The organism is Ureibacillus massiliensis 4400831 = CIP 108448 = CCUG 49529 (genome assembly GCF_000772965.1).
Taxonomy (GTDB): domain Bacteria; phylum Bacillota; class Bacilli; order Bacillales_A; family Planococcaceae; genus Ureibacillus; species Ureibacillus massiliensis.
On the sequence record NZ_JPVQ01000001.1, the window covers coordinates 278,051 to 299,823 of the forward strand.

Consider the following 21,773-nt stretch of genomic DNA (forward strand, 5'->3'; position numbering starts at 1 on the left):
GACGAGGAGGAAAAAATATGAAGACAGTTCAAGTCAATATTGTCACTCCCGACGGCCCAGTGTACGATTCAGAAGTTGCAATGGTAATCGCTAAAACAATTTCTGGTGAAATTGGGGTTCTTCCTGGCCACATTCCTTTGGTTTCTCCGCTATCAATTGGTGGCGTAGAGTTAAAGGATGCAAACGGTAAAAGCGAATTCGTAGCCGTTAGTGGCGGATTCATTGAAGTACGTCCTGAAAAAGTATCGATTTTAGCTCCTTCAGCTGAAGTAGCTTCTTCAATCGATCTAGCCCGTGCGCAAGAAGCAAAAGCACGTGCTGAAGAACGTTTAAAAATGAAAAATGATGAAATCGATTTCCAACGTGCTGAATTAGCATTAAGACGTGCAATGAATCGTATCAACGTTCATGAGGGTAATGTGTAATTTAACATGTATAAAGCGGACAGTTAGTTCTGTCCGCTTTTTTTCATACATTAGTAGGAATTTCACTTACTTAAGTTGAATCAAATAAAAGGTGGCTGCTTTTTTATTAGTTTATCTTGTTTATTGACAGATGAATACAATGGAAATGCAAGTCTAAAGAAACAGTCGTTCACTCATATTTTAAAGGGAGGAAAAGTTATGGATCTTTATAATACATTTGGAATACAAGCTGGAATTGGGATTTTTTCGCATATCTTTTTTATTGGTATTTCATTTTACGCACTACAATCTTTACGTTTGGAACAATTATTTAAAAAAGGGCACACTTTTCAAATTCAACTCATATATATATTGCTTAGCATTGCAATTGGCTCAAGTGTTTCAAATTTCATACTCGATATCACAAGTTGGTCCCAACAATTGCCATATCTTTTCTCGTAAATTCATGATATAACGGTTAAATGGATTAAAAGGTAATTTTTTTGTTACATAAATGTGTCGACATAAGAATGGGGATTTTAATAAATTTAGCCCAAACTCAAATATGGTAAAATTTGAATGAAATTTGGAATTATGACAGATTATTGAAAATAAAAGGTATTATATGCCTTGTAAGGATAAGTGAAAATGATTCGTTTGTCGTTACAGACATATAATTTTATATTTCCTGGGTAATATTGATGAAAAATGTATGATTTCCCTAGGTAAATTTATTTTACTTTTCCTTTCGTAATTCGACATCTGTCAAAGCAAAAATTCACCAATATTGAGAGCTTTGCGTAATATAAATTGTAGATTAATATTTAAAAATAACGTAAAATATCTACTTGAGAACTTGTTAAAGCCATATAATAAATGTAACATTATGGTAGTCGGTTCATTAAGCATGTAGAAAGAGAATTAAAGAATTGTAGGTTACGGACAATTGAATTCGGAGGGACGAATTGTGGAGAAAATTATTGTTACGGGAGGCCAAAAGTTAAAAGGGTCCGTAAAAGTTGAAGGTGCAAAAAATGCTGTATTACCAATATTAACTGCATCTTTATTAGCATCAAAAGATAGAACAACAATAAAAGATGTTCCGAATTTAGCGGATGTTCAAATTATTAATGAAGTACTAAAAAGCTTAAATGCAGATGTACAATATGACGTAGAAAATAATGAAATTAATATAAATGCTACAAAAACACTTAACAGTGAAGCACAATTTGAGTTTATAAGTAAAATGCGCGCCTCAATTTTAGTAATGGGTTCATTATTAGGACGCAATGGGTTTGCAAGGGTTGCACTGCCTGGCGGGTGTGCGATTGGTTCGCGTCCAATTGAACTTCATTTAAAGGGTTTCGAAGCGATGGGTGCAAAAATTACTTTTGGTCATGGTTATGTTGAAGCTAGCGTGAAAGATAGATTAAAAGGTGCTGAAATCTATTTAGATTTTCCTAGTGTAGGAGCGACTGAGAACATTATGGCAGCTGCTGCACTTGCGAGAGGCACGACAATCATAGAAAACGCAGCAAAAGAACCTGAGATTGTAGATTTAGCAAGCTTTATAAACAGTATGGGTGGACGTGTCGTTGGTGCTGGAACAGATACTATTCGTATTGAAGGCGTTGAAGAACTTCATGGAACAACTCATCATATCATACCTGACCGTATTGAAGCAGGGACATTTATGGTCGCTGCTGCGATTACACGAGGTGATGTATTGATTGAAAATGCTCTATCAGAACATTTGATGCCAATTATTGCAAAAATGAGAGAAATGGGTATTGAAATTACTGACGAGAATAATGGTATTCGTGTACGTGCTACAAATCCACTTAAAGCAGTCGATATTAAGACATTGCCTCATCCTGGCTTTCCAACGGATATGCAAGCACAAATGATGGCTTTATTATTAACAGTCGAAGGTGCAAGCATCATTACTGAAACCGTCTTTGAAAACCGCTTCATGCATGTTGAAGAATTCCGTCGAATGAATGCTGAAATGAAAATCGAAGGCCGTACTGTGTTTATCGAAGGTCCTGTTAAGCTTCAGGGTGCTGAAGTAGCTGGAACAGACTTACGAGCGACAGCGGCTTTAATATTAGCTGGTTTGGCTTCTGAAGGAATTACACGAGTTACAAATTTACATCACTTAGACCGTGGATACGTTAATTTCACTGAAAAACTAGCTTCACTAGGGGCAAATATAATCCGCGTTAAAGAAGAGGAATTATTAGATGTGAAAGTAAATAGATCTACATTAAGCCAACTTGTTTAATGTATGATTTTAAGTTTCATTTATTCCACCCTATGATATGAAAAATTAAAATATGACTGGGCTTTTGAGAAATTTTTTTAAAAATTTTTCGAAGCCTAGTTTTTTTGATTATGAAGGGGTGAACCTAACGAATAGAAATTTAAGGGGTATTGATTTCATTGAAGCCTATAAAAGGGAACGGGATTTCGAATGGGGTAGGTAAATTATTCTTCTAAATATTAACCTATGCTTCAAGAACTTAAATCAATAGCGCGAACTGTCGTTTTTTCGAACCTTTTGTTAATAATAATTTACTAGCTTCATACATATGGTTATTAGTATGAAAAATATAAATAGCATGAGAAAATGGACACCACACATTCTAATCAGTTGCTTTATACTCGTATTATTCATTATGCCATTATTGTTTCGATCACCAGTAAAGGAACCCACTGAAGAAGAAAATGTGTCACTTCCTGAAAATAAATGTGGGATTATGATTAAGGTGGCAGATACGGACTCGCCAATCGAACTTGAGGAATATGTAGTTGGTGTAGTGGCAGCGGAAATGCCTGCGAACTTCCATAAAGAAGCGTTAAAGGCCCAAGCCATTGCAGCAAGAACGTATGTATTAAAATCAACAAACTTTGGTCAGTCAGAAATTGCCCCTACTGTAGCAAGACAAGTTTACTATGATCAAACAGTACGTCAAAAAAATTGGCAAAGCTCCTTTGAAGAAAACGAAAGAAAAATACGTGAAGCAGTAGAAAGCACAAAAGGCGAAGTTATTTTTTACAATGAAGAATTAATTACTGCGATGTTCCATTCCATGAGTAACGGTATGACAGAAAGCTCAAAAAACTATAGTGGAAGCGACTTGCCTTATTTACAACCTGTGGCAAGTACGGATTTTCAATATGCAGATAATTATGAAGTAACAAAAACATTTACATTAAATGAATGGAACGAAAAATTAGGGGGTAACTGGACACTTAATCAAGTGAAACAGTTTAAACTAGCTAGAAACGATACAGGGAGGGTAGAAACGGTATCAATCCAAAGCGAAGTTTGGACGGGTCGTGAATTTCGAACTTTACTAGATTTGCGCTCAACAGACTTCCAAATAGCTGTTCAAGGTGAAACAATTGTTGTGACAACAGAAGGTTTTGGTCATGGAGTTGGAATGAGTCAATACGGTGCAGATGCGATGGGAAAACAGGGTTCTAATGCACATGAAATTATCCAACATTATTACAAAAATACAAAAATTGAAAAAATATCATGTTCTTAGTAGAAAAATTGGAAAATTTATGATTAGAATTGTCAAAATCTGTTCACACTGATTTCTGAGGTGATGAATATGAGAGAAGACAACAAATCTAAAATTCCTTCTCCTACTAACAAAAATGATAAATTACAAAGTAAGCCCTGGTTTTGGCCGTCTGTTTATGCTGCAATTGCCGTTGCGCTAATCGGTCTAATTTTCAGTTATAACGCACTCATTGGTAATAATGAACAAGAGCAACCGGTTGCTGTAAATAATCAGCCTGCTGATGAAAATACAGTGATTGAAACAAATGCTCAAGTAGAAACAATGAAGTTCCCATTTGACGAAACTAAATTAGAACAAGTTTCGGTGCTTCAAGATTTCTATGATATTACTGCAGATGAAGAAACAAGAGAAAAAGCTTTACTTGTTTTCAATCAAACATTTTCAACATCTTCAGGTGTTTCATTATCAATGAATAGTGAACCATTTGAAGTACGAGCAGCAATGAGTGGCGAAGTTACAGAAGTGAAATTGGATGCATTTACAGGCAATCAGATTATCATTACACATCCAAACGGAATGGAAACACGTTATAGTTCAGTGACTGATATCCTTGTTAAAGAGGGCGACGAGGTAATTCAAGGTCAACCATTAGCAACAACAACTGATAATGAATGGAACCCAACAGCTGGCGTTCACCTTCATTTCCAAGTGTTGCAAGATGGAGAACATGTTAACCCAAGAGACTTCCTATCTTTCTAAATTAGAAATCCTAAATTCCGTTTACTAAAGCAAGCGACATGTGGGTCACGGTCCATGGTGTTATCTGGTTCTTAATATAGATGCCCGATATCAAAATTGATCCATAACTACGTATGCCACATCGCAACACTTTAGTTTATTTACTTAATGAAGTTCTGAATGCAGTCGAATTATCATATTGTGAATAAACGTTAAAATCGCTAGTTGCAAACGTCTATGAAACAATCGCAATATGAACACGTCAAATTTACGCTTATCGTTAGCAAAACGGCACTTTCTTATATCCGATAGAAAGGAAGAGAACGTGCACGAGCACATTCGACATCGCTGCGTTCGACTTGGTGAACTGCTCCTCGAAACTGGTGAAACGGTCCGCGTTCTTGCAAAAATGACAGGCTATTCTAAAAGTACGGTTCATAAAGACTTAACAGAAAGATTATTTCTTGTAAATGAATCGCTTGCTAATGAAGTGAAAGAAGTACTAGCTTATCATAAATCAATTCGTCATTTGCGAGGGGGCGAGGCGACACGCCAGAAGTGGCAGTCCCGACAAAAAAAATGAAAAAGCATTTAGTTTGGCTTATCTACATAAGTCAACTAAATGCTTTTTCCTTTGTTGGAGGACGTCGACGGAACGTTTGATTTGCTACTTATTATATGAGGGCGACACTGGATATAGCGTGTTGACTGGAAGAGGGTGTTAAAAAACGTTCTGTATAGACCAAATTATGGCGAGTGGACAAAACAATGAAGCGAACGGACAAAACCAGGTTCTGGATGGACAAAACGATCAAGTGAGTGGACAAAAACAGACTGCGAATGGATAAAACGAAAGCGAGTGGACAAAACAATGAAGCGAACGGACAAAACCAGGTTCTGGGTGGACAAAACAATCGAGTGAGTGGACAAAAACTGACCGCGAATGGACAAAACAAAGGCGAATGGACAAAACGAAGGCGAGTGGACAAAACAATGAAGTGAACGGACAAAATAAGGTTCTGAGTGGACAAAACAATCGAGTGAGCGGACAAAAACTGACCGCGAATGGACAAAACGAAGGCGAGTGGACAAAACAATGAAGTGAACGGACAAAATAAGGTTCTGAGTGGACAAAACGAACGAGTGAGCGGACAAAAACTGACCGCGAATGGACATAATGAAGGAGAGTGGAGAAAACAATGAAGTGAACGGACAAAATAAGGTTCTGGGTGGACAAAACAATCTAGTGAATGGACAAAAGCTGGCTGCGAATGGACAAAACTAAAGCCAGAATACAAAACTTTAATGCAAACAGTAAAAATACACCATTATAGACAACAGAATTACATCCGTAACCTTGATTGGAGCGGATACAGAATTTATTAGATCACTTAGAGCGGGCTTTGGATCACTTAGCAATACGTTTTGGGCAGATAATGCAGCCTTTTGATCACAAAGCTAACTTTTGGGCGGATAAGGAACTAATTTGATCACAAAGCTCATCGATTGGAGCGGATAACCCGGAGTTTATGTGCAGACACTGCATCAGTAGTAGATTCTATAGACTGACAATCTATTCAATCCCACGTATCCCAATGATTGGAGCCTAAAAAAAACTAATATGATCACATAACCCATCGATTGGAGCGGATAACCCGGAGTTTATGTGCACGCCTTTTCATCAGAAGCAGATTCTATAGTCTTACAATCTATCCCACGTAAGACAATCATTGGAGCCTAAAAACAAACTAATATGATCACATAACTCGCCAAATTGGAGTGGATAACCCGAAGTTTATCTATAAGCTTGTACCCAGAAGCATATTCAATCCAATCGCATAAATGAAAATTCATCAAGCATCCAAACCAGTTTCAATCAACGGGTAATCTATTCGCATAACCTAAAACTTCTAGCCGATACACTATCAAGAACCCAAACCAGATTCACCCAACCACCATCCCAATCCCATAACTAAACCACAGCCACAAAAAAATATCCCTTACACTCACATCCCTTCTAAAATACTTCGCTTCATCAATTTTCCAAAAAAAGAAAACTTCAATTCCCACATTCACAGGATTTACCTATGCAGAAAGAACACGGCAACCAAATTAAGGATGTAATTATTATTTGAATATGATAAAATATTCTAGATAAAGATATAGAAAAGTTAGAAAAATGTTGGAATTGGCGGGAAGGAGATCTATAGTATATGTTTTCTAAAGATATAGGCATCGATTTAGGAACTGCAAATGTACTCATTTACGTTAAAGGAAAAGGAATTGTATTAAATGAGCCATCTGTAGTTGCAATAGACAAAAATACAAACCGTGTGCTTGCTGTTGGTGAAGAAGCTCGACAAATGGTGGGCCGTACACCTGGTAACATCGTAGCAATTCGTCCTTTAAAAGATGGCGTAATTGCTGATTTTGATGTGACCGAAGCAATGCTAAAGCACTTTTTAACTAAATTAAACGTTAAAGGCTTTTTATCAAAACCACGTATCCTAATATGCTGTCCAACAAACATCACAAGCGTAGAGCAAAAAGCAATTCGAGAAGCTGCTGAAAAATCAGGCGGTAAAAAAGTCTATTTAGAAGAAGAACCAAAAGTTGCTGCAATTGGTGCTGGTATGGATATTTATCAACCAAGTGGAAATATGGTTATTGATATCGGTGGTGGTACAACTGACATAGCAGTACTTTCAATGGGCGACATTGTAACAAGTGAATCCATTAAAGTAGCTGGAGACGTATTTGATAACGAAATACTGCAATACATAAAAAAACAATACAAACTATTAATCGGAGAACGTACAGCAGAGCAAATCAAAATGACGATTGGTACAGTATTTCCAGGTGGACGAAACGACGAAATGGAAATTCGCGGTCGCGACCTTATTACAGGCTTACCTCGTACGATTACAATCAATTCAACAGAAATTGAAAAGGCATTGCATGAGTCTGTGTATATGATTGTACAAGCTGCTAAAAATGTTTTAGAAAGAACTCCGCCAGAATTATCCGCAGACATTATTGACCGTGGTATTATAATAACTGGTGGCGGTGGTCTCCTACATGGTATGGACCAATTATTAATTGAAGAATTAAAAGTACCGGTAATAATTGCCGAAAAACCAATGGACTGTGTTGCGATTGGAACTGGTATAATGTTAAATAACATCGATCGTGCAACTGCGAAATTTTAATTAAGACAACATTTTCAACCGATCATTGATTAAATTAAAATCATTTTGTTTAAATAAATTAAGAAACCGAAAAAAAGAGGTGAACAACATTGTTTAAAGGATTTTATACTGTAGCATCTGGGATGATTGCACAACAAAGAAAAACAGAGATTATCACAAACAATATGGCGAATGCGAACACACCTGGATATAAAGCAGACCAATCGACGATTCGATCTTTTCCTGATATGTTAATTTCCGCAATCGGTAATACCAACATTCCAACAGAAAAGAATTTAAATTTCCAAAATGCACAAGAAATTGGCGGGTTAAATACGGGTGTTTATTTACAAGAAACACTTGCTAATTATGGGCAAGGTTCACTAATGCAAACGAACTTAACAACAGACGTGGCATTAATCGATGGTACATTACCAATTGATGAGGAGTCTGGCAACCAAGGGGCGATCTTCTTCCGACTGGAACATCCAAATGGCGGTGAAGTCTATACTCGTAATGGTAACTTTACATTAGATGGACAAGGCTACCTTGTAAATGGGAACGGCTATTATGTTTTATCAAATGAAGGTGAACGTATTTATTTGCCAAATGATGATTTCCAAGTCGCAGAAGACGGTACCATCACATTTGCAGATGTAAATGTTGCACAAATTGGTGTATCATTTAGCGCAAATCCTGATGTTTTAGTTAAACAAGATAACGGTTTGTTCCGCACAATTGATGGAGCTTTATTGCCTTCAGCTTACAATCAAGAAGGAGTCGCATTTGGACTTAAACAAAGCTATTTAGAAGGCTCTAATGTAGATTCAGCTAGATCTATGACAGATCTTTTAACAGCTTATCGTGCATTTGAAGCGAATCAAAAAGTACTTCAAGCTTATGATCAAAGCATGCAAAAGGCTGTTAATGAAATCGGTAAAGTATAAGAAATATTAACTTAAACGGGTAGCACAAAATAATTACGTATTGCCCTAATAATACAACTCAAGGTATCCCACAAAATAACGTGGTACCAATTAAAAGGAGGGCTCAGAATGCTTCGGACAATGATTACAGCAACGAATACACTTACACAATTGCAACAGCAAATGGATACAATCAGTAATAACCTTGCTAATAGCAGTACAACGGGGTATAAAGCAAAAGAAGCACAATTTTCAGAGCTTCTTTACCAACAATACAATAATGACGAGTTAGACAGAACGTTACGTCAATCACCAGTAGGAATCCGTTATGGTGTTGGTGCTAAAATTAGTCAAATTCAAACAAATCATAGTCAAGGGAACCTTCAAATGACTGATCGTGATTTGGACCTTGCATTCACAAAGGAAAAACAATATTTCAACATCTTAATGCCAGCTGGAGATAATGGGACAAACCTAGTTTATTCTCGTCAAGGCGACTTTTACGTTTCACCAGTTGCAAATGGCCAAGTGATGTTAGTGAATTCTGATGGATATGCAGTTGCAGATTCTGATGGTAACCCAATCGTTTTCCAAGACCAGTTCCAAAACTTCACATTAACAGAGGACGGTCTTTTAGGTGTGAGCTATCCTAATGGTCAAACAGCTACTTTCGAATTAGGTATTACAGAAATTCAAAAGCCACAAGTAATGGAACATGTTTCAGATACATACATTGATTTACCTGAAAACTTTGCTGAGCTAGGGCTTGAGGAACAAGAAGTATTAGTTGATATGCTTGGTGCAAATCGTGTGAATATCGGTGTTCAAAACGGTGCTTTAGAGCAATCAAACGTCAACCTTTCAAAGGAAATGACAGATTTAATAACTGCACAACGTTCTTACCAATTTAATTCACGTGCAATAACGATTGCTGACCAAATGTTAGGGCTTATCAATGGGATTCGATAAACTATAATTCATTGATAGATAACATGTCTAATAGTTATAAAAATCGTTGATAATAACAATAAAAAACAATTCTTGCATCACATGGTGTCAAACTCCTGACGCCATGTGATATGGTATTCTAAAGGAGTAAAAAAATGACAAACGAATTAAAAAATGAACAACGTATGTCTCAAAATAGTCGGACAGAACGTACCCGAAAAGCTAAAGCCGAGCACAAAAAGAAAAAGGTAAAAAAAGAAAAGAAACAGCCGGAATCGACTAAAGAAATATTTCTTTCTCGTTTAGCCTCAACTGGTATCAAGCTACTTATTTTTTTCATTATCATTATTTTCGTAGCAATCATCGGTTTAATGATTGGGTTTGGTGTAATCGGTGAAGGCAATCCGGTCGATGCATTAAAATGGGAAACATGGCAACACATATTAGACATCATCAATGGGAAAGAATAATCTACTCTCGAATTTCTGATACGTTTCAAGCTTCGAAACGTGGGTTATTAGGGACATTATTTTTTTCCAATTTTTATTGTCCAATATTTTTTATGGATAATGAAAGGGTGCGGAAATTTGTCAAATTCATTCACTATTAGTTATGATTATCTTCTAGTCACTAATTTTAATCCGTTTGTTATAACATAGAGCACTAAACAATGATACATAATGAAAAGTTAAATTTAGGGGGAAATTTACATGTTAAATGCAGAACAAATTCAATCCATTTTGCCACATCGTTATCCATTTTTATTAGTGGATCGCATTCTTGAATTGGAAGAAGGGAAACGTGCAGTTGGTATTAAAAATGTTTCCATTAATGAAGACTTCTTTAACGGACATTTTCCAGGATATCCTGTAATGCCTGGTGTTTTAATTATTGAAGCATTAGCACAAGTTGGAGGAGTGGCACTTTTAAATTCTGAGCAATTTAAAGGAAGACTAGCTTTTTTAACAGGTATTGATAATGCACGTTTTAAACGTCAAGTTGTTCCTGGCGATCAGTTAAGATTAGAGGTTGAATTTGTTCGCATGCGCGGTGCGATGGGAAAAGGTCATGCAATTGCAACAATTGAAGGGGAAATTGCTTGCGAAGCGGATATTTTATTTGCCATTGGACCTGCACAGCCGAAGGAATAAAATTCGAATTCAAGTAAATTTTACCTAATTATTTAGGAATGAACAGAGGAATGTTTAGGAGAAAATAAGCCTATATGAAATTTTTACATGGCTATAGGTTTGATTTTTTACAGAATTAACAATTATTTGGAGAAAATTTAGAAAAATGGTAATATGTTTGAATTTTGTCGAAATAAAAGATACAATTAAGTGGTTGAATTTACTAATTAGTAAACGTGGTTTGAGTTGCTTTTATAATCGTAGGAGGTTTTAATTTAATGTATAAAGATCTGTCATCGGGCGTTAAAATCAGTATTACACGTTCGATCACTACATCGTTTGAATCATATTTGGCAAGTATAGGTTGGGACGAAGATAAATTTTTCATGGAAGATTTTGTTCAATATTGGCAAACATATTTTACAGAAAATGCTGCTTGGTTTGAAAAAATTCCTCATGAAGTATTAGTAAGTACAGAATTTCATGAAGAAGTAGCGAAAAAAATTGACGATGTCATCGGTAAAATTTTAAGCGAAGAACCAACTAAAAAACAAATTGATTCCATTGAAAAAATGCAAAAACAACTTGGAACGAACTATACTTATGGTTGTAAAGCAGAAGCCGCATACGTGGAACAGCTATTAAAGGATCAATTAAATCAATAAAAAATTGTATCTGATTTAATGGTGGAAGTGATTTTTCATTTTATGATGATTAATTATTGGAAAGTTGCATTAAATTAGTCAAGGATAGTTCCCACATTCCCGGGTAATCTATGAATAGTCACATCGCATGAATGTGATGGGTAGTAGAAAATCTAGGAAGGAGGGAGCTTTTTATATGAAAAAGTCGTTTTACGCATTCGTTCTTGGTTCAGCTCTTTTAGTGGGGTGTAACACAGGAGAAGATGCTGCCGATGATACAGACAATCCAGTAGAGGACCTTGGTGATGATATTCAAGAGGGTGCTCAAGATGTTGAGGAAGGTATCAACGATGCATTGGATGATAACGATACAGAAGTCAATGATGGAAACGGACTTGACGTAAATCCAGAAACAAACGATGCTGATACAAACGGCGGTACTCTTGAAAATAATAATGGTGTGAACGACAGAGACGGCGCATCAAACAGTAATGGTGCTGGTCAAAACGGTACAACTGGTACTGTAAATAACAATGATGAGCGTATCAATAACAACAATGAAGAAGATCTCATAGAAGATGGTGGCGACATTGTTGACAGAGATAATAAAGACCAATAAGTAATTTGCAAATACATTTAGTGCAGAAATGTGTTGGCATATAAAAATAATCCGCGTACTACTTGAATAGCGCACGACAGGATACAAAAATCAGAAACGCACGGCTAGATTACTCTAGTACCGCGTTTCTGATTTTCTTTTTTAATTGTCATGGGGGTTTAAATATTCATCAAATATTGTTAAAATAAAATTAAAATTAACGCATTTGTTAAGTAATCAAATATGTTAAAAATGAGTATAATAATAAGGAGGGGTAGTTAGATGAACTTTGGTTTATTACCTCCTAAAGATTATCTTCTAACATTTGAAGAACTTAGAAATTCTATACTTGTTAAAGGACCTATATTTTATAAAACATGGGATGCAAAATGGCGTCTTACGTTAGTTGAAAATTTAGAGATTATGGTTAAACAATTATGGGAAATAGGGATTGATCAAATTTATATTGATGGTTCTTTTGTAGAAGATAAAGCTCATCCAAATGATATTGATGGTTATTTTGAATGTGATTTATTAGATCTCGCCACAGGTGATTTAGAAAGAAAGCTTAACGCTTTAGATCCATATAAGGTTTGGACTTGGGATAGCAAAACAAGAAAACCGTATCGTGGGTATACAAAAAAACAGTTACCGATGTGGCATAGGTATAGAATTGAACTATATCCCCATGTCGGATTTCCTTCTGGAATACGAGATGAGTTTGGGAATGATCAACAATTTCCCGCTGCATTTCGAAAGACAAGAGATACATATTTACCAAAAGGAATTGTGAAAATTATTAAGTGATGGTGGGATTAGAAATGATTAAAACTGAGAATGCTTACAAAAAAGCTTTAGAGAAACTACAAAAGGATAAGGATTTTATTAAATTACAAAGAAGAGAGCTTGAAAAATTGGGGTTAACAACAGAACAGATTGAGAAAGCATTAGAACCTGCTGTTTCATTTCATGAACAATTGAAAGAAGAAGTTGTTTATTACGAGCGGATTAAAAGAGGAGAATTTGAAACAATTATTAATCTTCATAATTTAGGGAAAACTATAATAGCTTATAGGATTTATCTCGGACTTAGTCAACAAGAATTAGCGGATCGATTAGGAGTTGCAGCTGCACAAGTATCTAGAGATGAGAGAAACGAATATTACGGCGCAACAATTGAAAGAATACAACAGGTAATGGAAGCTATGAATATGTTGTCAAAAACAGAAATTCAATCAGAAATTATGATATCTTAAATTTATCGCCCCTAGGATAAAGGGCGATTTTTTTATGTAGAAAATGCCTCTATAATAGTTAATACTACACTTTAGCCCTTCAATCTCGGGCGTTCGCGTAATCCTTTTTCGAATCGTTTTAAAAGCTCCTCTTTCGGAAGGTCCTTTTCTAACAATTTTTTTAATAATTGTTCCGCATATTTTATTCGAACTTGCTTTACTTTACCTTTCATTAATACTGATACCTTTTCTCCAATTTCTTTGATTTCACTCACGACTACAGAAAAAGGAGCTGGTTCATTTTCAGGAAATGAAATAACCACATTCGCATCAAATACTTCCCCTGAAGTTTGTAATTCTTGGAACGAGGCGATATGTTCTTTTGAAATAAAAATTTCTAAAATCCATGACTTATAACTATTTTCTTGATTGATTACAATACCATCAATCAAAGGAAAATTAAGTTCTTCATCATCTTTGATCAAATCAAAAGAGAGCATTTTAAATGTCTTCATTACTCATTCCTCCACATTTATTAGTTAATTTCAGTATAACATAGAAAATTGCGAAACTTATTAATTGGCAGTTTTTTAAAATTGCCGATAAAGCTTTATTTTCCTTCAATTTACCCGTCTATCAACAAATCTATCCATGTTGAAAACTGATTTTTCATTATGAGAATTAAGTTAAATTCAATTTTTCGTATTTTGCCAAAATTTGACCTTTCAGATTAAGATAATAGCGAAGGGAGGTGCTGCAATGAATCAAGTCGGATTAGTTGGTCGAATTACAAAAGATCCTTTATTAAAAAAATTATCAGAAGGTCGTACACATGTAAGCTTTACGTTGGCAATTAATAGGAATTTCCGCAATAGTGAAGGAACCATCGAAGCGGATTTTGTCCTTTGCAGTGCATGGGGAAAACTTGCTGAAAGAGTCGCCGAATATTGCGGTAAGGGATCGCTTGTTGGCGTCAATGGTAGATTACAGACACGGTCATATACGAATAAGGAAAACATAAAGGTCTACACAACCGAGGTTGTAATCGATGACGTCCGATTTTACATTTTAAAATCGCCAGGGGACAAAGACTCTCCGGAATCAACTGAAGGTTCGCAGGTGGCAGAGTCATTTGCTAAATTTGAGAATGTTGAAACTAGAGACAACTACGATAAACCAAACGCATTTGAATTACCAAGAACTGAAACAGAACTGCCTGTTAGGTAAATGAAAAAGGATAGCAAAACTATTTTATACGAGGACAATCAAATAGGGTTTTCAAGTTTGTAAAAATTCTCTTTCTCTATACTTAATCTTATCATACCAAAGATCATCAATTCATTAGGGGATAAATATGAATTGATAAAAATTACTTACTTTTATTATTACAAATCATCATTCATCAATCGTTATAGTTCTAAAGAAAAGGTACTCTCAATCTTGCGTGTTCCACTTAGCTGACCACCGATTGTTTGGATGGTGAGAATCGGTGGGGGCTACTTAATATTTTAAAAGGAAATTAATTAAAACTTGCGTGATCCAAAAATATTTAGCTAGGCTAGCCACTGATTCTTTTGGATGGTGAGAATCGGTGGGGAGCTACTTAATATTTAAACAAGAAATTCAATAAAACTTACGTGATCAATAATATTTAGCTAGGCGCTGATTCTTTTGGATGGTGGAATTGGTGCGAGCTACTTAATATTAAAACAAGAAATTCAATAAAACTTGCGTGATCCAAAAATATTTAGCTGGGCCACCGATTCGTTTGGATGGTGGAATTGGTGAGAGCTACTTAATATTAAAACAAGAAATTCAATAAAACTTGCGTGATCCAAAAATATTTAGCTGGGCCACCGATTCGATTGGATGGTGAGAATCGGTGGGGCTACTTAATATGTAAAACGAAATTCAATAAAACTTGTGTGATCCAAAAATATTTAGCTGGGCATCAATTCGTTTTGAATTGGTGAGAGGCTCCTTAAAACAGATCTTTGTATATCGCTTGGGTGATTCTACGAAAAAACACATATAGCAAATCAAAATCATCCCCCTAAAAATAAGCATTTAAAGGAGGTGATATTAAAATCACTGCTGACCGACCGCACAGTAGTGACCCATTCTTCCTTAACTCTACATAGTAGAGTATGACAACTTAATATTGCGAGGATAAACAAGAAATCGGTAGGTAATGTAAAGGAAAACAGAGCTGAAGAAGAGGAACTTCGGCTCTGTTTTTATATTTTCTGGGATTATTAGTTTGCTGCTGGAGAGTTAAGTACGGCTGCCAGTTTTATGTCCGTTCGGCGGTGGTTTATGTCCATTCATACGGGTTTTATGTCCACTCAGAGCGCGTTTATGTCCATTCGTTGGATGATTTTGTCCAGATGTTAAATTTATGTCCGTTCGGCGGTGGTTTATGTCCACTCACTTGTGTGTTAAGTCTACTCCGAGCGTGTTTTAGTCCATTGGCAGGTGGATTTTGTCCAGATGCTAGATTTATGTCAGTTCGGCGTGGTTTATGTCCGCTCACTTGTGCGTTAAGTCCATTCAGAGCGCAGTTAAGTCCAATGGCAGGTGAATTTTGTCCAGATGCTAGATTTATGTCCGTTCGGCGGTGGCTTTTGTCCACTCACACGGTTGTTAAGTCCACTCCGAGCGCAGTTAAGTCCATTGGCAGGACGATTATGTCCAGATGCTAAATTTATGTCCAGTGAGCGTTGGTTTTTGTCCATTCACTTGGGTGTTAAGTCCACTCCGAGCGCAGTTAAGTCCAATGGCAGGTGAATTTTGTCCAGATGCTAGATTTATGTCCAGTGAGCGTTGGTTTTTGTCCACTCACTCGGCTGTTAAGTCCACTCCGAGCGCAGTTAAGTCCATTCATTGGGGGGTATTTTCTGATTACATGATATTCACTGAAATAGAATGAATTATCCGCTCAATTATAGCCCTAAGTGATCCAAACCCGAGGCTAAACGATCCAAAGAAAGCTATGTGCCCAAAAGAGTCCCGTATTCGCCCCAATCCCACAACTAAGTGCTCCAATGAATCATTTATGTGATCCAATCATCCAATCAAAACTCCATGTGCCCCAAAGAAAACTCGCTTAAAAAAAGACAAAGCTATCCGCTCAATTATAACCTTAAGTGATCCAAAGCGAAGCCCAAACGATCTAAAAAAATCTATTTGCCCAAAAGAATCCAATAACCGCCCCAATCCCACAACTAAGTGCTCCAATGAATCAATTATGTGATCCAATCAAAACCTCATGTGCCCCAAAGAAAACTCTCTTAAAAAAGACAAAGCTATCCGCTCAATTATAGCCCTAAGTGACCCAAAGCGAAGCCCAAACGATCCAAAAGAAACTATGTGCTCAAAAGAGTCCAATATCCGCCCAAATCAGATTACTAAGTGCTCCAATGAATCATTTATGTGATCCAATCAAAACTCCATGTGCCCCAAAGAAAACTCGCTTAAATAAAGACAAATCTATCCGCTCAAATTATATCACCAAGTGATCCAAACAAACTTTATCCGCCCAAATCCGACCATCTAACGTCCAAACTAAATCGCCTAACTAAATTCCCAAATAAAAAAGGAGAGCATTTTCAGCTCTCCTAAATAGCTTCCATATTGAATTCTGCCTACGTATCCACATTCTCCATTTAGGACGTGGGGTTCGCATTTCAATCAAGTCACCGCACTCAAAATCTGTCAGTTTAACCGCACTTGCACTCGGCCATTACATTCTCAGTCTACACATGATCCGTAATTATACACTGTACCTATACACACCCGCACGCACCGCACCCATCACTTCTTAACTCCTCACAACATCTGCATCCAGCGTCAGTAAATCAAGTAATTCTTCATCTTGTAGTTCTGTCAGCCAGTTGCTTGATTGGATAAGTTCCTCTGATAGGGCGGATTTTAGTTCGATCATTTTGTCGATTTTTTCTTCGATTGTGCCGATGGTAATAAATTTATGCACCTGCACGAATTGAGTTTGACCGATTCGATATGCGCGGTCTGTTGCTTGATTTTCTACAGCCGGATTCCACCAGCGATCTGCATGTAATACATGGGAAGCAGCAGTCAAATTCAACCCAGTGCCACCAGCTTTTAACGATAACAAGAAAATAGGGAATTCTCCTGCTTGGAAGGCGTCAACCAATCGATCTCGTTGGCTTTTTGGCATACTTCCTGTTAAAAACGGTACATCCACATCTAGCAACTCACTGAAGCAATGTTGCAATAAATGACCCATACCAATATACTGAGTGAAGATCAAACATTGCTCGCCATTCTCTACAATTTCACTAGCAAGCTCGACAATGCTTTTTAGCTTCACAGAGCGCTCCATCATAACCGTTGCATCCTCAAAAGGTTCCTTTAAATAAAGGGCAGGGTGATTACAAAGCTGTTTTAACTTACTCAACATTTGTAAAATTCGACCCTTCTTCTCAAAGCCACTCATACTTTCCATTCCGACAAGTGTATCTTGAATGTACCCTTCATATAGTGCCGCTTGCTCACTCGTTAGTGGACAGTATTTTTTCGCTTCCAATTTATCTGGTAAGTTTAATTGTAAATCAGGATCATTTTTCGTACGGCGTAACAAGAATGGACGAATCTTCATTCGCAAAATCTCTTTATGACGGTCCGACTCATCTCGCTCAATTGGCAATATATACTGTTCCTGGAACTTTCCAAAACTACCTAAATACCCTTTATGAATGAAATCAAAAATCGCCCAAAGCTCAGACAAACGGTTTTCAATCGGCGTTCCTGTTAGGGCAATATGATGGTCACCCATCAAACGACGTATTGCCCTTGACTGCAGCGTTTGCATATTTTTAATATTTTGTGCTTCATCAAGTACAATCGTCGACCAATTCACACGCTCTAAAAATTCAACATCCTGCGAAACTGTACCATACGTTGTCAAGACTACATTTGGCTGCGCTTCATGAATATATCCAACAAACTCATCATCTTTCGCTCTTGAAGAACTATAATGGGTAGACACACGAAGAGAAGGTGCAAACCGTTCCAATTCCTTTTGCCAATTTCCTAATACAGAAGTAGGACAAACAATGATTGCAGGATCATGTACCTCGAGTTCATTCACGGTATGCAAAACATAGCTTATCAACTGCACCGTTTTTCCAAGCCCCATATCATCTGCAAGCACGGCGCCGAATTTTTGCTCGCGCATGAAGACAAGCCATTCAAAGCCTTCTTGCTGATAGGGACGTAATTCAGCCTGCAACGTACTAGGTACAGCGACAGCTGGTAAACCTTTTTTCTCTGATAATTGATCCACGTAGGTTTTCAATGAACGCTGCATTTCAAAGGCGAACAACGGATCATCCCGCAATGCGTCATCTTCATCCGCTGACTCTTCCTCAGCAGGAGCAGTTAATTCTTCTGGCAACTCGCGGAACAATAATTCACGGACCGTCCAATTTTCTTGCTCTGCCTTATCCATTAACTCACGAATGCCGTTCATCCATTCTGCATCGAGACGGAACCACTCATTTCCAATGCGGACAAATTCACGTTTTTCATTGACCATCTGACGGAACTGTTCCTCAGAAATTTGTGAGCCGCCAACAGAAAGATTCCATTTGAAGGTCAAAATATCATCGAGTCCTGCAACTTTTCGAGTCGTCATATTATTCGCACTTACGCGAACCCGTAATCTTGTTTGTTTCAGCTCTTTCAACCAAGCAGGTAAAATAACCTCAAAGCCAAGTGCTTGAAGCTTCGCAAAATCATTTCGCAATAATTTACGAACATCAGGATCCTCTAGCTCAATGTACAAAAATTGATTCGCAAAATCGCTAGAAATATTTGCCCCTTCAATTTGAATCAAATCAAGTATCTGCTTTTGTAATGAAACAATCTCATCTGCATAAGGCATCCACTTTTCAGGTAGAGTATCAGCAATTGGCAAATGACGTTTACGAACAGCAGGCGTCCATACCTTTGCCGTTTTCACATTACTGATGACTGTTTCCAGTAGCCACATTTCCGAATCCTCTTCTGGCTCGCTTAATCGCAATGCTACACGCACGTCGCCAACCGAACGCTCATTGTTAAGCGGCCATCCCCCTTCTTTAAAGAAAGGCAGTAGGGAAGGGATATCCTCAATCATAAGTCCTGAAAATGCTAATTTTTGCTTCGTTGCAACCGAAAGTATTTCACTTAATTCGGCTAAGTCGACATCAATCGAACCTAAAGAACTTTTCACATGAGCATCTTCACCGAACATGGATGGCAATTCGAAAACTAGCTCATCTTCCTGAAACACGGCATAATCCCAAAGAGCACTGCTATTCCACAACAATTGCAAAGCCTTCACAACACCTATGAGCTTTTCCGATTCTTCATTCGCTCCTTGAAGTTGTACAAAAGGGTGAATGTACTTAGGTGACAATAAATCCATGAACTCTGCGGAACTCAAATATAAAACATCATTTTCTACATTTGCATAGAGTCCGAAAAAATTCGGTTCATATCGGTAAAATAATTGATGTGACCACGTGGAAACGGGGCGCACCAAATTTTCGTCAGAGAAAGCTTTAACTGTATAAAACCCCGATTCTTGCTGATCTATCTTTAATCGCAATGTTTTCGCAAAGGGGGTAGCATTTCGTACATCATCAATCATACTAGTAGATTTCCTTTCTCCAATTCTTCTTGTAGCGCTCGCAGTCGTTTATGTTGTTCACTTACAGAATGAATATAGTCTGTCCAAAAATTCATCTTTCCACATTTTTTTGCAGCAGATTTCATCATTTTCCATATGCGCACTGCCTGTTTATAATTCAATCGCGATTTTTGCCCTACTTCCTCCATTGCGTAATAATGATATAACGGAAGTGTTACACTAGGTGCAGCATCTATTACCTCACGCAATCCACATGATTCTAAATATGAAATCGAAGTCGGGTACAACTGATGGATAGCAGCCCATTCCTCATATCGTTTATTCTTTAACAAATAATTTGAATACGGATGGATGCCATACACTCCGAAGGCAGAATATAATGTTTGCTCTTCTCGCTCAGTAAGTGAAATATTTTCATATAATTTATTCACTTTTTTCACATACATTTGGCGGTGGGTAGGTGTTAACGTAACATTAATAAATTGATTTAAATAAGGTAGGATTGATTTTAAAATTAACTCACTTGCAATTTGATCGTTCTTTGAAATAGCAAAGCGTGCTAATCCGAAGTAAATTAAAAGCTGCTCCTCATATACTATATTTAAATTATTTTTTAGATCAGAATAATTTTTCAATAAAATATAGAAAACATTTTTCATTAAATCAATAGGAACACCGTCTTTTGTAAATAGTACCTCGTCAAAATAAGCAAGCTCTTCCTCTGCACGGCTCTTTTCAACAAATAATGTATCCCAAAATAGTAAATAAAGATTCATTCTTCTATTCATATAGCCTGTTCGCTCTATTAACAGTTCTCGTACCATTAATTGCAATGCATTGAAAAAGGGGTCCATCGCAAATAATCGAGATTTTGCAGTAATGTCATGAATATTATTTTGCAATGAATCAAATCTTCTGTCAAAAAAGTATTCAAAGTAATCATTTTGAAGTCGAGCATTTGATTTTGTCATGTGGTCCCAAATTTTATTCAAAACAGCAAGTTCCATAAATATGTGATAAAGAGGCTGCCACTCACGTTCGAATGGAAGATGCTTCTTCAGCTTTGACATCGTATTGTCAGCAATGTTCGAGATTAAATAACTGTCCAGATGAGTGTCCGGTGTTAAAACATTCGACATGACTTCATCGACCATTCGTAGCCAATTTTCTGGACTTCGTTCGGAAGCTAACTCATGAAGTGACACACTTTTTTTCTCTCGCCATTTCGCAGCCCAATCCTGGACGGACTCTAAATGTTGGTATAGGGAAAGTATCACACTTACTTTGTGACGACACATTCCATCTTGCGGACATGTACATGACATAATATTCGGAACGAAATGGATAATTACTTCAGTTGTACGCACATCCTGCACAGATAAATAAAGTCTTTGGTTCGCGGGAATGTATCGTTGGAACACGACGGACTTATTACGTACAGCAAAAAGTGCACGTCGAATCAACTCCTCATCTTCTGTTACAGAAGGGTGAAACATCCGTTCAATTTGCTCTATATTTTTATAAATGAAATCTGCATGATCTCGTGCAATCGCCGAAACAGATAAACTCATAATGTATGATCGCTCCTAAAAAAGTCTGTCCTTTCATTATAACTTGAAAACGTCCTAATGATAAGCGATATGATTGGAAAAGAGTTGGAAGATTGAAGGTTTTTTTAGAAATGAAAGGTTTGGTTTATGGTCCGCTCCAATGAGACGGCTATGTGATCAAGAGCACTATTTAAGTGATC

Annotated in this window: 21 protein-coding genes; 17 read left to right on the plus strand and 4 right to left on the minus strand. The window is 37.0% G+C overall.

What is annotated here, in order from left to right; all coding sequences use genetic code 11:
- Window positions 1–17 precede the first annotated feature (17 nt).
- The 16 genes from CD30_RS01360 to CD30_RS01430 all read left to right on the plus strand — a co-directional run bounded on the left by CD30_RS01360 (window position 18) and on the right by CD30_RS01430 (window position 13,368).
- Window positions 18–425, plus strand: a complete 408-nt coding sequence (locus CD30_RS01360; RefSeq protein ID WP_036171311.1) for a F0F1 ATP synthase subunit epsilon — start codon at window positions 18–20, stop codon at window positions 423–425.
- A gap of 198 nt (window positions 426–623) precedes the next feature.
- Complete coding sequence (locus CD30_RS01365) at window positions 624–866, plus strand: DUF1146 family protein (RefSeq protein ID WP_036171473.1); 243 nt, start codon at window positions 624–626, stop codon at window positions 864–866.
- Between the two features lie 505 nt (window positions 867–1,371).
- Window positions 1,372–2,688, plus strand: a complete 1,317-nt coding sequence (murA, locus tag CD30_RS01370) for a UDP-N-acetylglucosamine 1-carboxyvinyltransferase (protein WP_036171314.1) — start codon at window positions 1,372–1,374, stop codon at window positions 2,686–2,688.
- A 319-nt stretch (window positions 2,689–3,007) separates the two neighbouring features.
- On the plus strand, window positions 3,008–3,958 hold the full coding sequence (spoIID, locus tag CD30_RS01375; RefSeq protein ID WP_052126006.1) for a stage II sporulation protein D: 951 nt from the start codon (window positions 3,008–3,010) through the stop codon (window positions 3,956–3,958).
- Window positions 3,959–4,027: 69 nt separating this feature from the next.
- A complete protein-coding gene (locus CD30_RS01380) occupies window positions 4,028–4,699 on the plus strand; it encodes a M23 family metallopeptidase (protein ID WP_036171317.1) in 672 nt (223 codons plus the stop codon).
- A 304-nt stretch (window positions 4,700–5,003) separates the two neighbouring features.
- A complete protein-coding gene (locus CD30_RS01385) occupies window positions 5,004–5,261 on the plus strand; it encodes a sporulation transcriptional regulator SpoIIID (RefSeq protein WP_036171320.1) in 258 nt (85 codons plus the stop codon).
- A 236-nt stretch (window positions 5,262–5,497) separates the two neighbouring features.
- The gene (locus CD30_RS20270; protein WP_170215794.1) at window positions 5,498–5,680 is read left to right on the plus strand and encodes a hypothetical protein; all 183 of its coding nucleotides are present in this window, start codon (window positions 5,498–5,500) and stop codon (window positions 5,678–5,680) included.
- A 1,211-nt stretch (window positions 5,681–6,891) separates the two neighbouring features.
- A complete protein-coding gene (gene mreB, locus CD30_RS01390; RefSeq protein WP_036171322.1) occupies window positions 6,892–7,887 on the plus strand; it encodes a rod shape-determining protein in 996 nt (331 codons plus the stop codon).
- 89 nt (window positions 7,888–7,976) lie between these two features.
- Complete coding sequence (locus CD30_RS01395) at window positions 7,977–8,813, plus strand: flagellar hook-basal body protein (protein WP_036171325.1); 837 nt, start codon at window positions 7,977–7,979, stop codon at window positions 8,811–8,813.
- Window positions 8,814–8,921: 108 nt separating this feature from the next.
- Window positions 8,922–9,761 (plus strand): flagellar hook-basal body protein, encoded by an 840-nt coding sequence (locus CD30_RS01400; RefSeq protein WP_036171328.1) that lies wholly within the window; start codon window positions 8,922–8,924, stop codon window positions 9,759–9,761.
- Window positions 9,762–9,895: 134 nt separating this feature from the next.
- Complete coding sequence (locus CD30_RS01405) at window positions 9,896–10,210, plus strand: DNA-directed RNA polymerase subunit beta (RefSeq protein WP_036171330.1); 315 nt, start codon at window positions 9,896–9,898, stop codon at window positions 10,208–10,210.
- A 240-nt stretch (window positions 10,211–10,450) separates the two neighbouring features.
- The gene (fabZ, locus tag CD30_RS01410; RefSeq protein ID WP_036171333.1) at window positions 10,451–10,891 is read left to right on the plus strand and encodes a 3-hydroxyacyl-ACP dehydratase FabZ; all 441 of its coding nucleotides are present in this window, start codon (window positions 10,451–10,453) and stop codon (window positions 10,889–10,891) included.
- Between the two features lie 257 nt (window positions 10,892–11,148).
- Entirely contained in the window at window positions 11,149–11,535 is a 387-nt protein-coding gene (locus tag CD30_RS01415; protein ID WP_036171336.1) for a hypothetical protein, read from the plus strand.
- A 175-nt stretch (window positions 11,536–11,710) separates the two neighbouring features.
- Window positions 11,711–12,133 carry a hypothetical protein gene (locus tag CD30_RS01420; protein WP_036171339.1) on the plus strand — a complete coding sequence of 141 codons (423 nt, stop codon included), beginning with the start codon at window positions 11,711–11,713 and terminating at the stop codon, window positions 12,131–12,133.
- A gap of 261 nt (window positions 12,134–12,394) precedes the next feature.
- Window positions 12,395–12,919: a DUF6932 family protein gene (locus CD30_RS01425; RefSeq protein WP_036171342.1), complete on the plus strand. Its 525-nt coding sequence runs from the start codon at window positions 12,395–12,397 to the stop codon at window positions 12,917–12,919.
- Between the two features lie 14 nt (window positions 12,920–12,933).
- Entirely contained in the window at window positions 12,934–13,368 is a 435-nt protein-coding gene (locus CD30_RS01430) for a helix-turn-helix domain-containing protein (protein ID WP_036171345.1), read from the plus strand.
- Between the two features lie 71 nt (window positions 13,369–13,439).
- Here CD30_RS01430 and CD30_RS01435 read toward each other — a convergent pair whose 3' ends face one another.
- Complete coding sequence (locus CD30_RS01435) at window positions 13,440–13,862, minus strand: YwpF family protein (RefSeq protein WP_036171348.1); 423 nt, start codon at window positions 13,860–13,862, stop codon at window positions 13,440–13,442.
- Window positions 13,863–14,106: 244 nt separating this feature from the next.
- On the opposite strand from CD30_RS01435, the gene CD30_RS19690 reads away from it, so the two are divergent.
- On the plus strand, window positions 14,107–14,574 hold the full coding sequence (locus CD30_RS19690) for a single-stranded DNA-binding protein (RefSeq protein WP_084077574.1): 468 nt from the start codon (window positions 14,107–14,109) through the stop codon (window positions 14,572–14,574).
- 1,129 nt (window positions 14,575–15,703) lie between these two features.
- Here the strand turns inward: CD30_RS19690 and CD30_RS20000 are convergent.
- The 3 genes from CD30_RS20000 to CD30_RS01455 all read right to left on the minus strand — a co-directional run bounded on the left by CD30_RS20000 (window position 15,704) and on the right by CD30_RS01455 (window position 21,594).
- On the minus strand, window positions 15,704–15,979 hold the full coding sequence (locus CD30_RS20000) for a hypothetical protein (protein ID WP_141096022.1): 276 nt from the start codon (window positions 15,977–15,979) through the stop codon (window positions 15,704–15,706).
- 1,188 nt (window positions 15,980–17,167) lie between these two features.
- A complete protein-coding gene (locus tag CD30_RS01450) occupies window positions 17,168–20,023 on the minus strand; it encodes a DEAD/DEAH box helicase (RefSeq protein WP_036171353.1) in 2,856 nt (951 codons plus the stop codon).
- Window positions 20,020–21,594, minus strand: coding sequence for a hypothetical protein (locus tag CD30_RS01455; RefSeq protein ID WP_036171357.1), 1,575 nt, complete (start codon window positions 21,592–21,594; stop codon window positions 20,020–20,022). The genes CD30_RS01450 and CD30_RS01455 overlap by 4 nt, the downstream gene beginning before the upstream one ends.
- Window positions 21,595–21,773 lie beyond the last annotated feature (179 nt).

Bases quoted from the DNA above. Each gene is read 5' to 3' on its own strand.
- CD30_RS01405 (WP_036171330.1), top strand. From the start codon at position 9,896: ATGACAAACGAATTAAAAAATGAACAACGTATGTCTCAAAATAGTCGG.
- CD30_RS01455 (WP_036171357.1), bottom strand. From the start codon at position 21,594: ATGAGTTTATCTGTTTCGGCGATTGCACGAGATCATGCAGATTTCATT.
- CD30_RS01365 (WP_036171473.1), top strand. From the start codon at position 624: ATGGATCTTTATAATACATTTGGAATACAAGCTGGAATTGGGATTTTT.
- CD30_RS01360 (WP_036171311.1), top strand. From the start codon at position 18: ATGAAGACAGTTCAAGTCAATATTGTCACTCCCGACGGCCCAGTGTAC.
- CD30_RS19690 (WP_084077574.1), top strand. From the start codon at position 14,107: ATGAATCAAGTCGGATTAGTTGGTCGAATTACAAAAGATCCTTTATTA.
- CD30_RS01425 (WP_036171342.1), top strand. From the start codon at position 12,395: ATGAACTTTGGTTTATTACCTCCTAAAGATTATCTTCTAACATTTGAA.
- CD30_RS01450 (WP_036171353.1), bottom strand. From the start codon at position 20,023: ATGATTGATGATGTACGAAATGCTACCCCCTTTGCGAAAACATTGCGA.
- CD30_RS01435 (WP_036171348.1), bottom strand. From the start codon at position 13,862: ATGAAGACATTTAAAATGCTCTCTTTTGATTTGATCAAAGATGATGAA.
- CD30_RS01380 (WP_036171317.1), top strand. From the start codon at position 4,028: ATGAGAGAAGACAACAAATCTAAAATTCCTTCTCCTACTAACAAAAAT.
- CD30_RS01420 (WP_036171339.1), top strand. From the start codon at position 11,711: ATGAAAAAGTCGTTTTACGCATTCGTTCTTGGTTCAGCTCTTTTAGTG.
- CD30_RS01415 (WP_036171336.1), top strand. From the start codon at position 11,149: ATGTATAAAGATCTGTCATCGGGCGTTAAAATCAGTATTACACGTTCG.
- spoIID (WP_052126006.1), top strand. From the start codon at position 3,008: ATGAAAAATATAAATAGCATGAGAAAATGGACACCACACATTCTAATC.
- fabZ (WP_036171333.1), top strand. From the start codon at position 10,451: ATGTTAAATGCAGAACAAATTCAATCCATTTTGCCACATCGTTATCCA.
- CD30_RS01430 (WP_036171345.1), top strand. From the start codon at position 12,934: ATGATTAAAACTGAGAATGCTTACAAAAAAGCTTTAGAGAAACTACAA.
- mreB (WP_036171322.1), top strand. From the start codon at position 6,892: ATGTTTTCTAAAGATATAGGCATCGATTTAGGAACTGCAAATGTACTC.
- CD30_RS01400 (WP_036171328.1), top strand. From the start codon at position 8,922: ATGCTTCGGACAATGATTACAGCAACGAATACACTTACACAATTGCAA.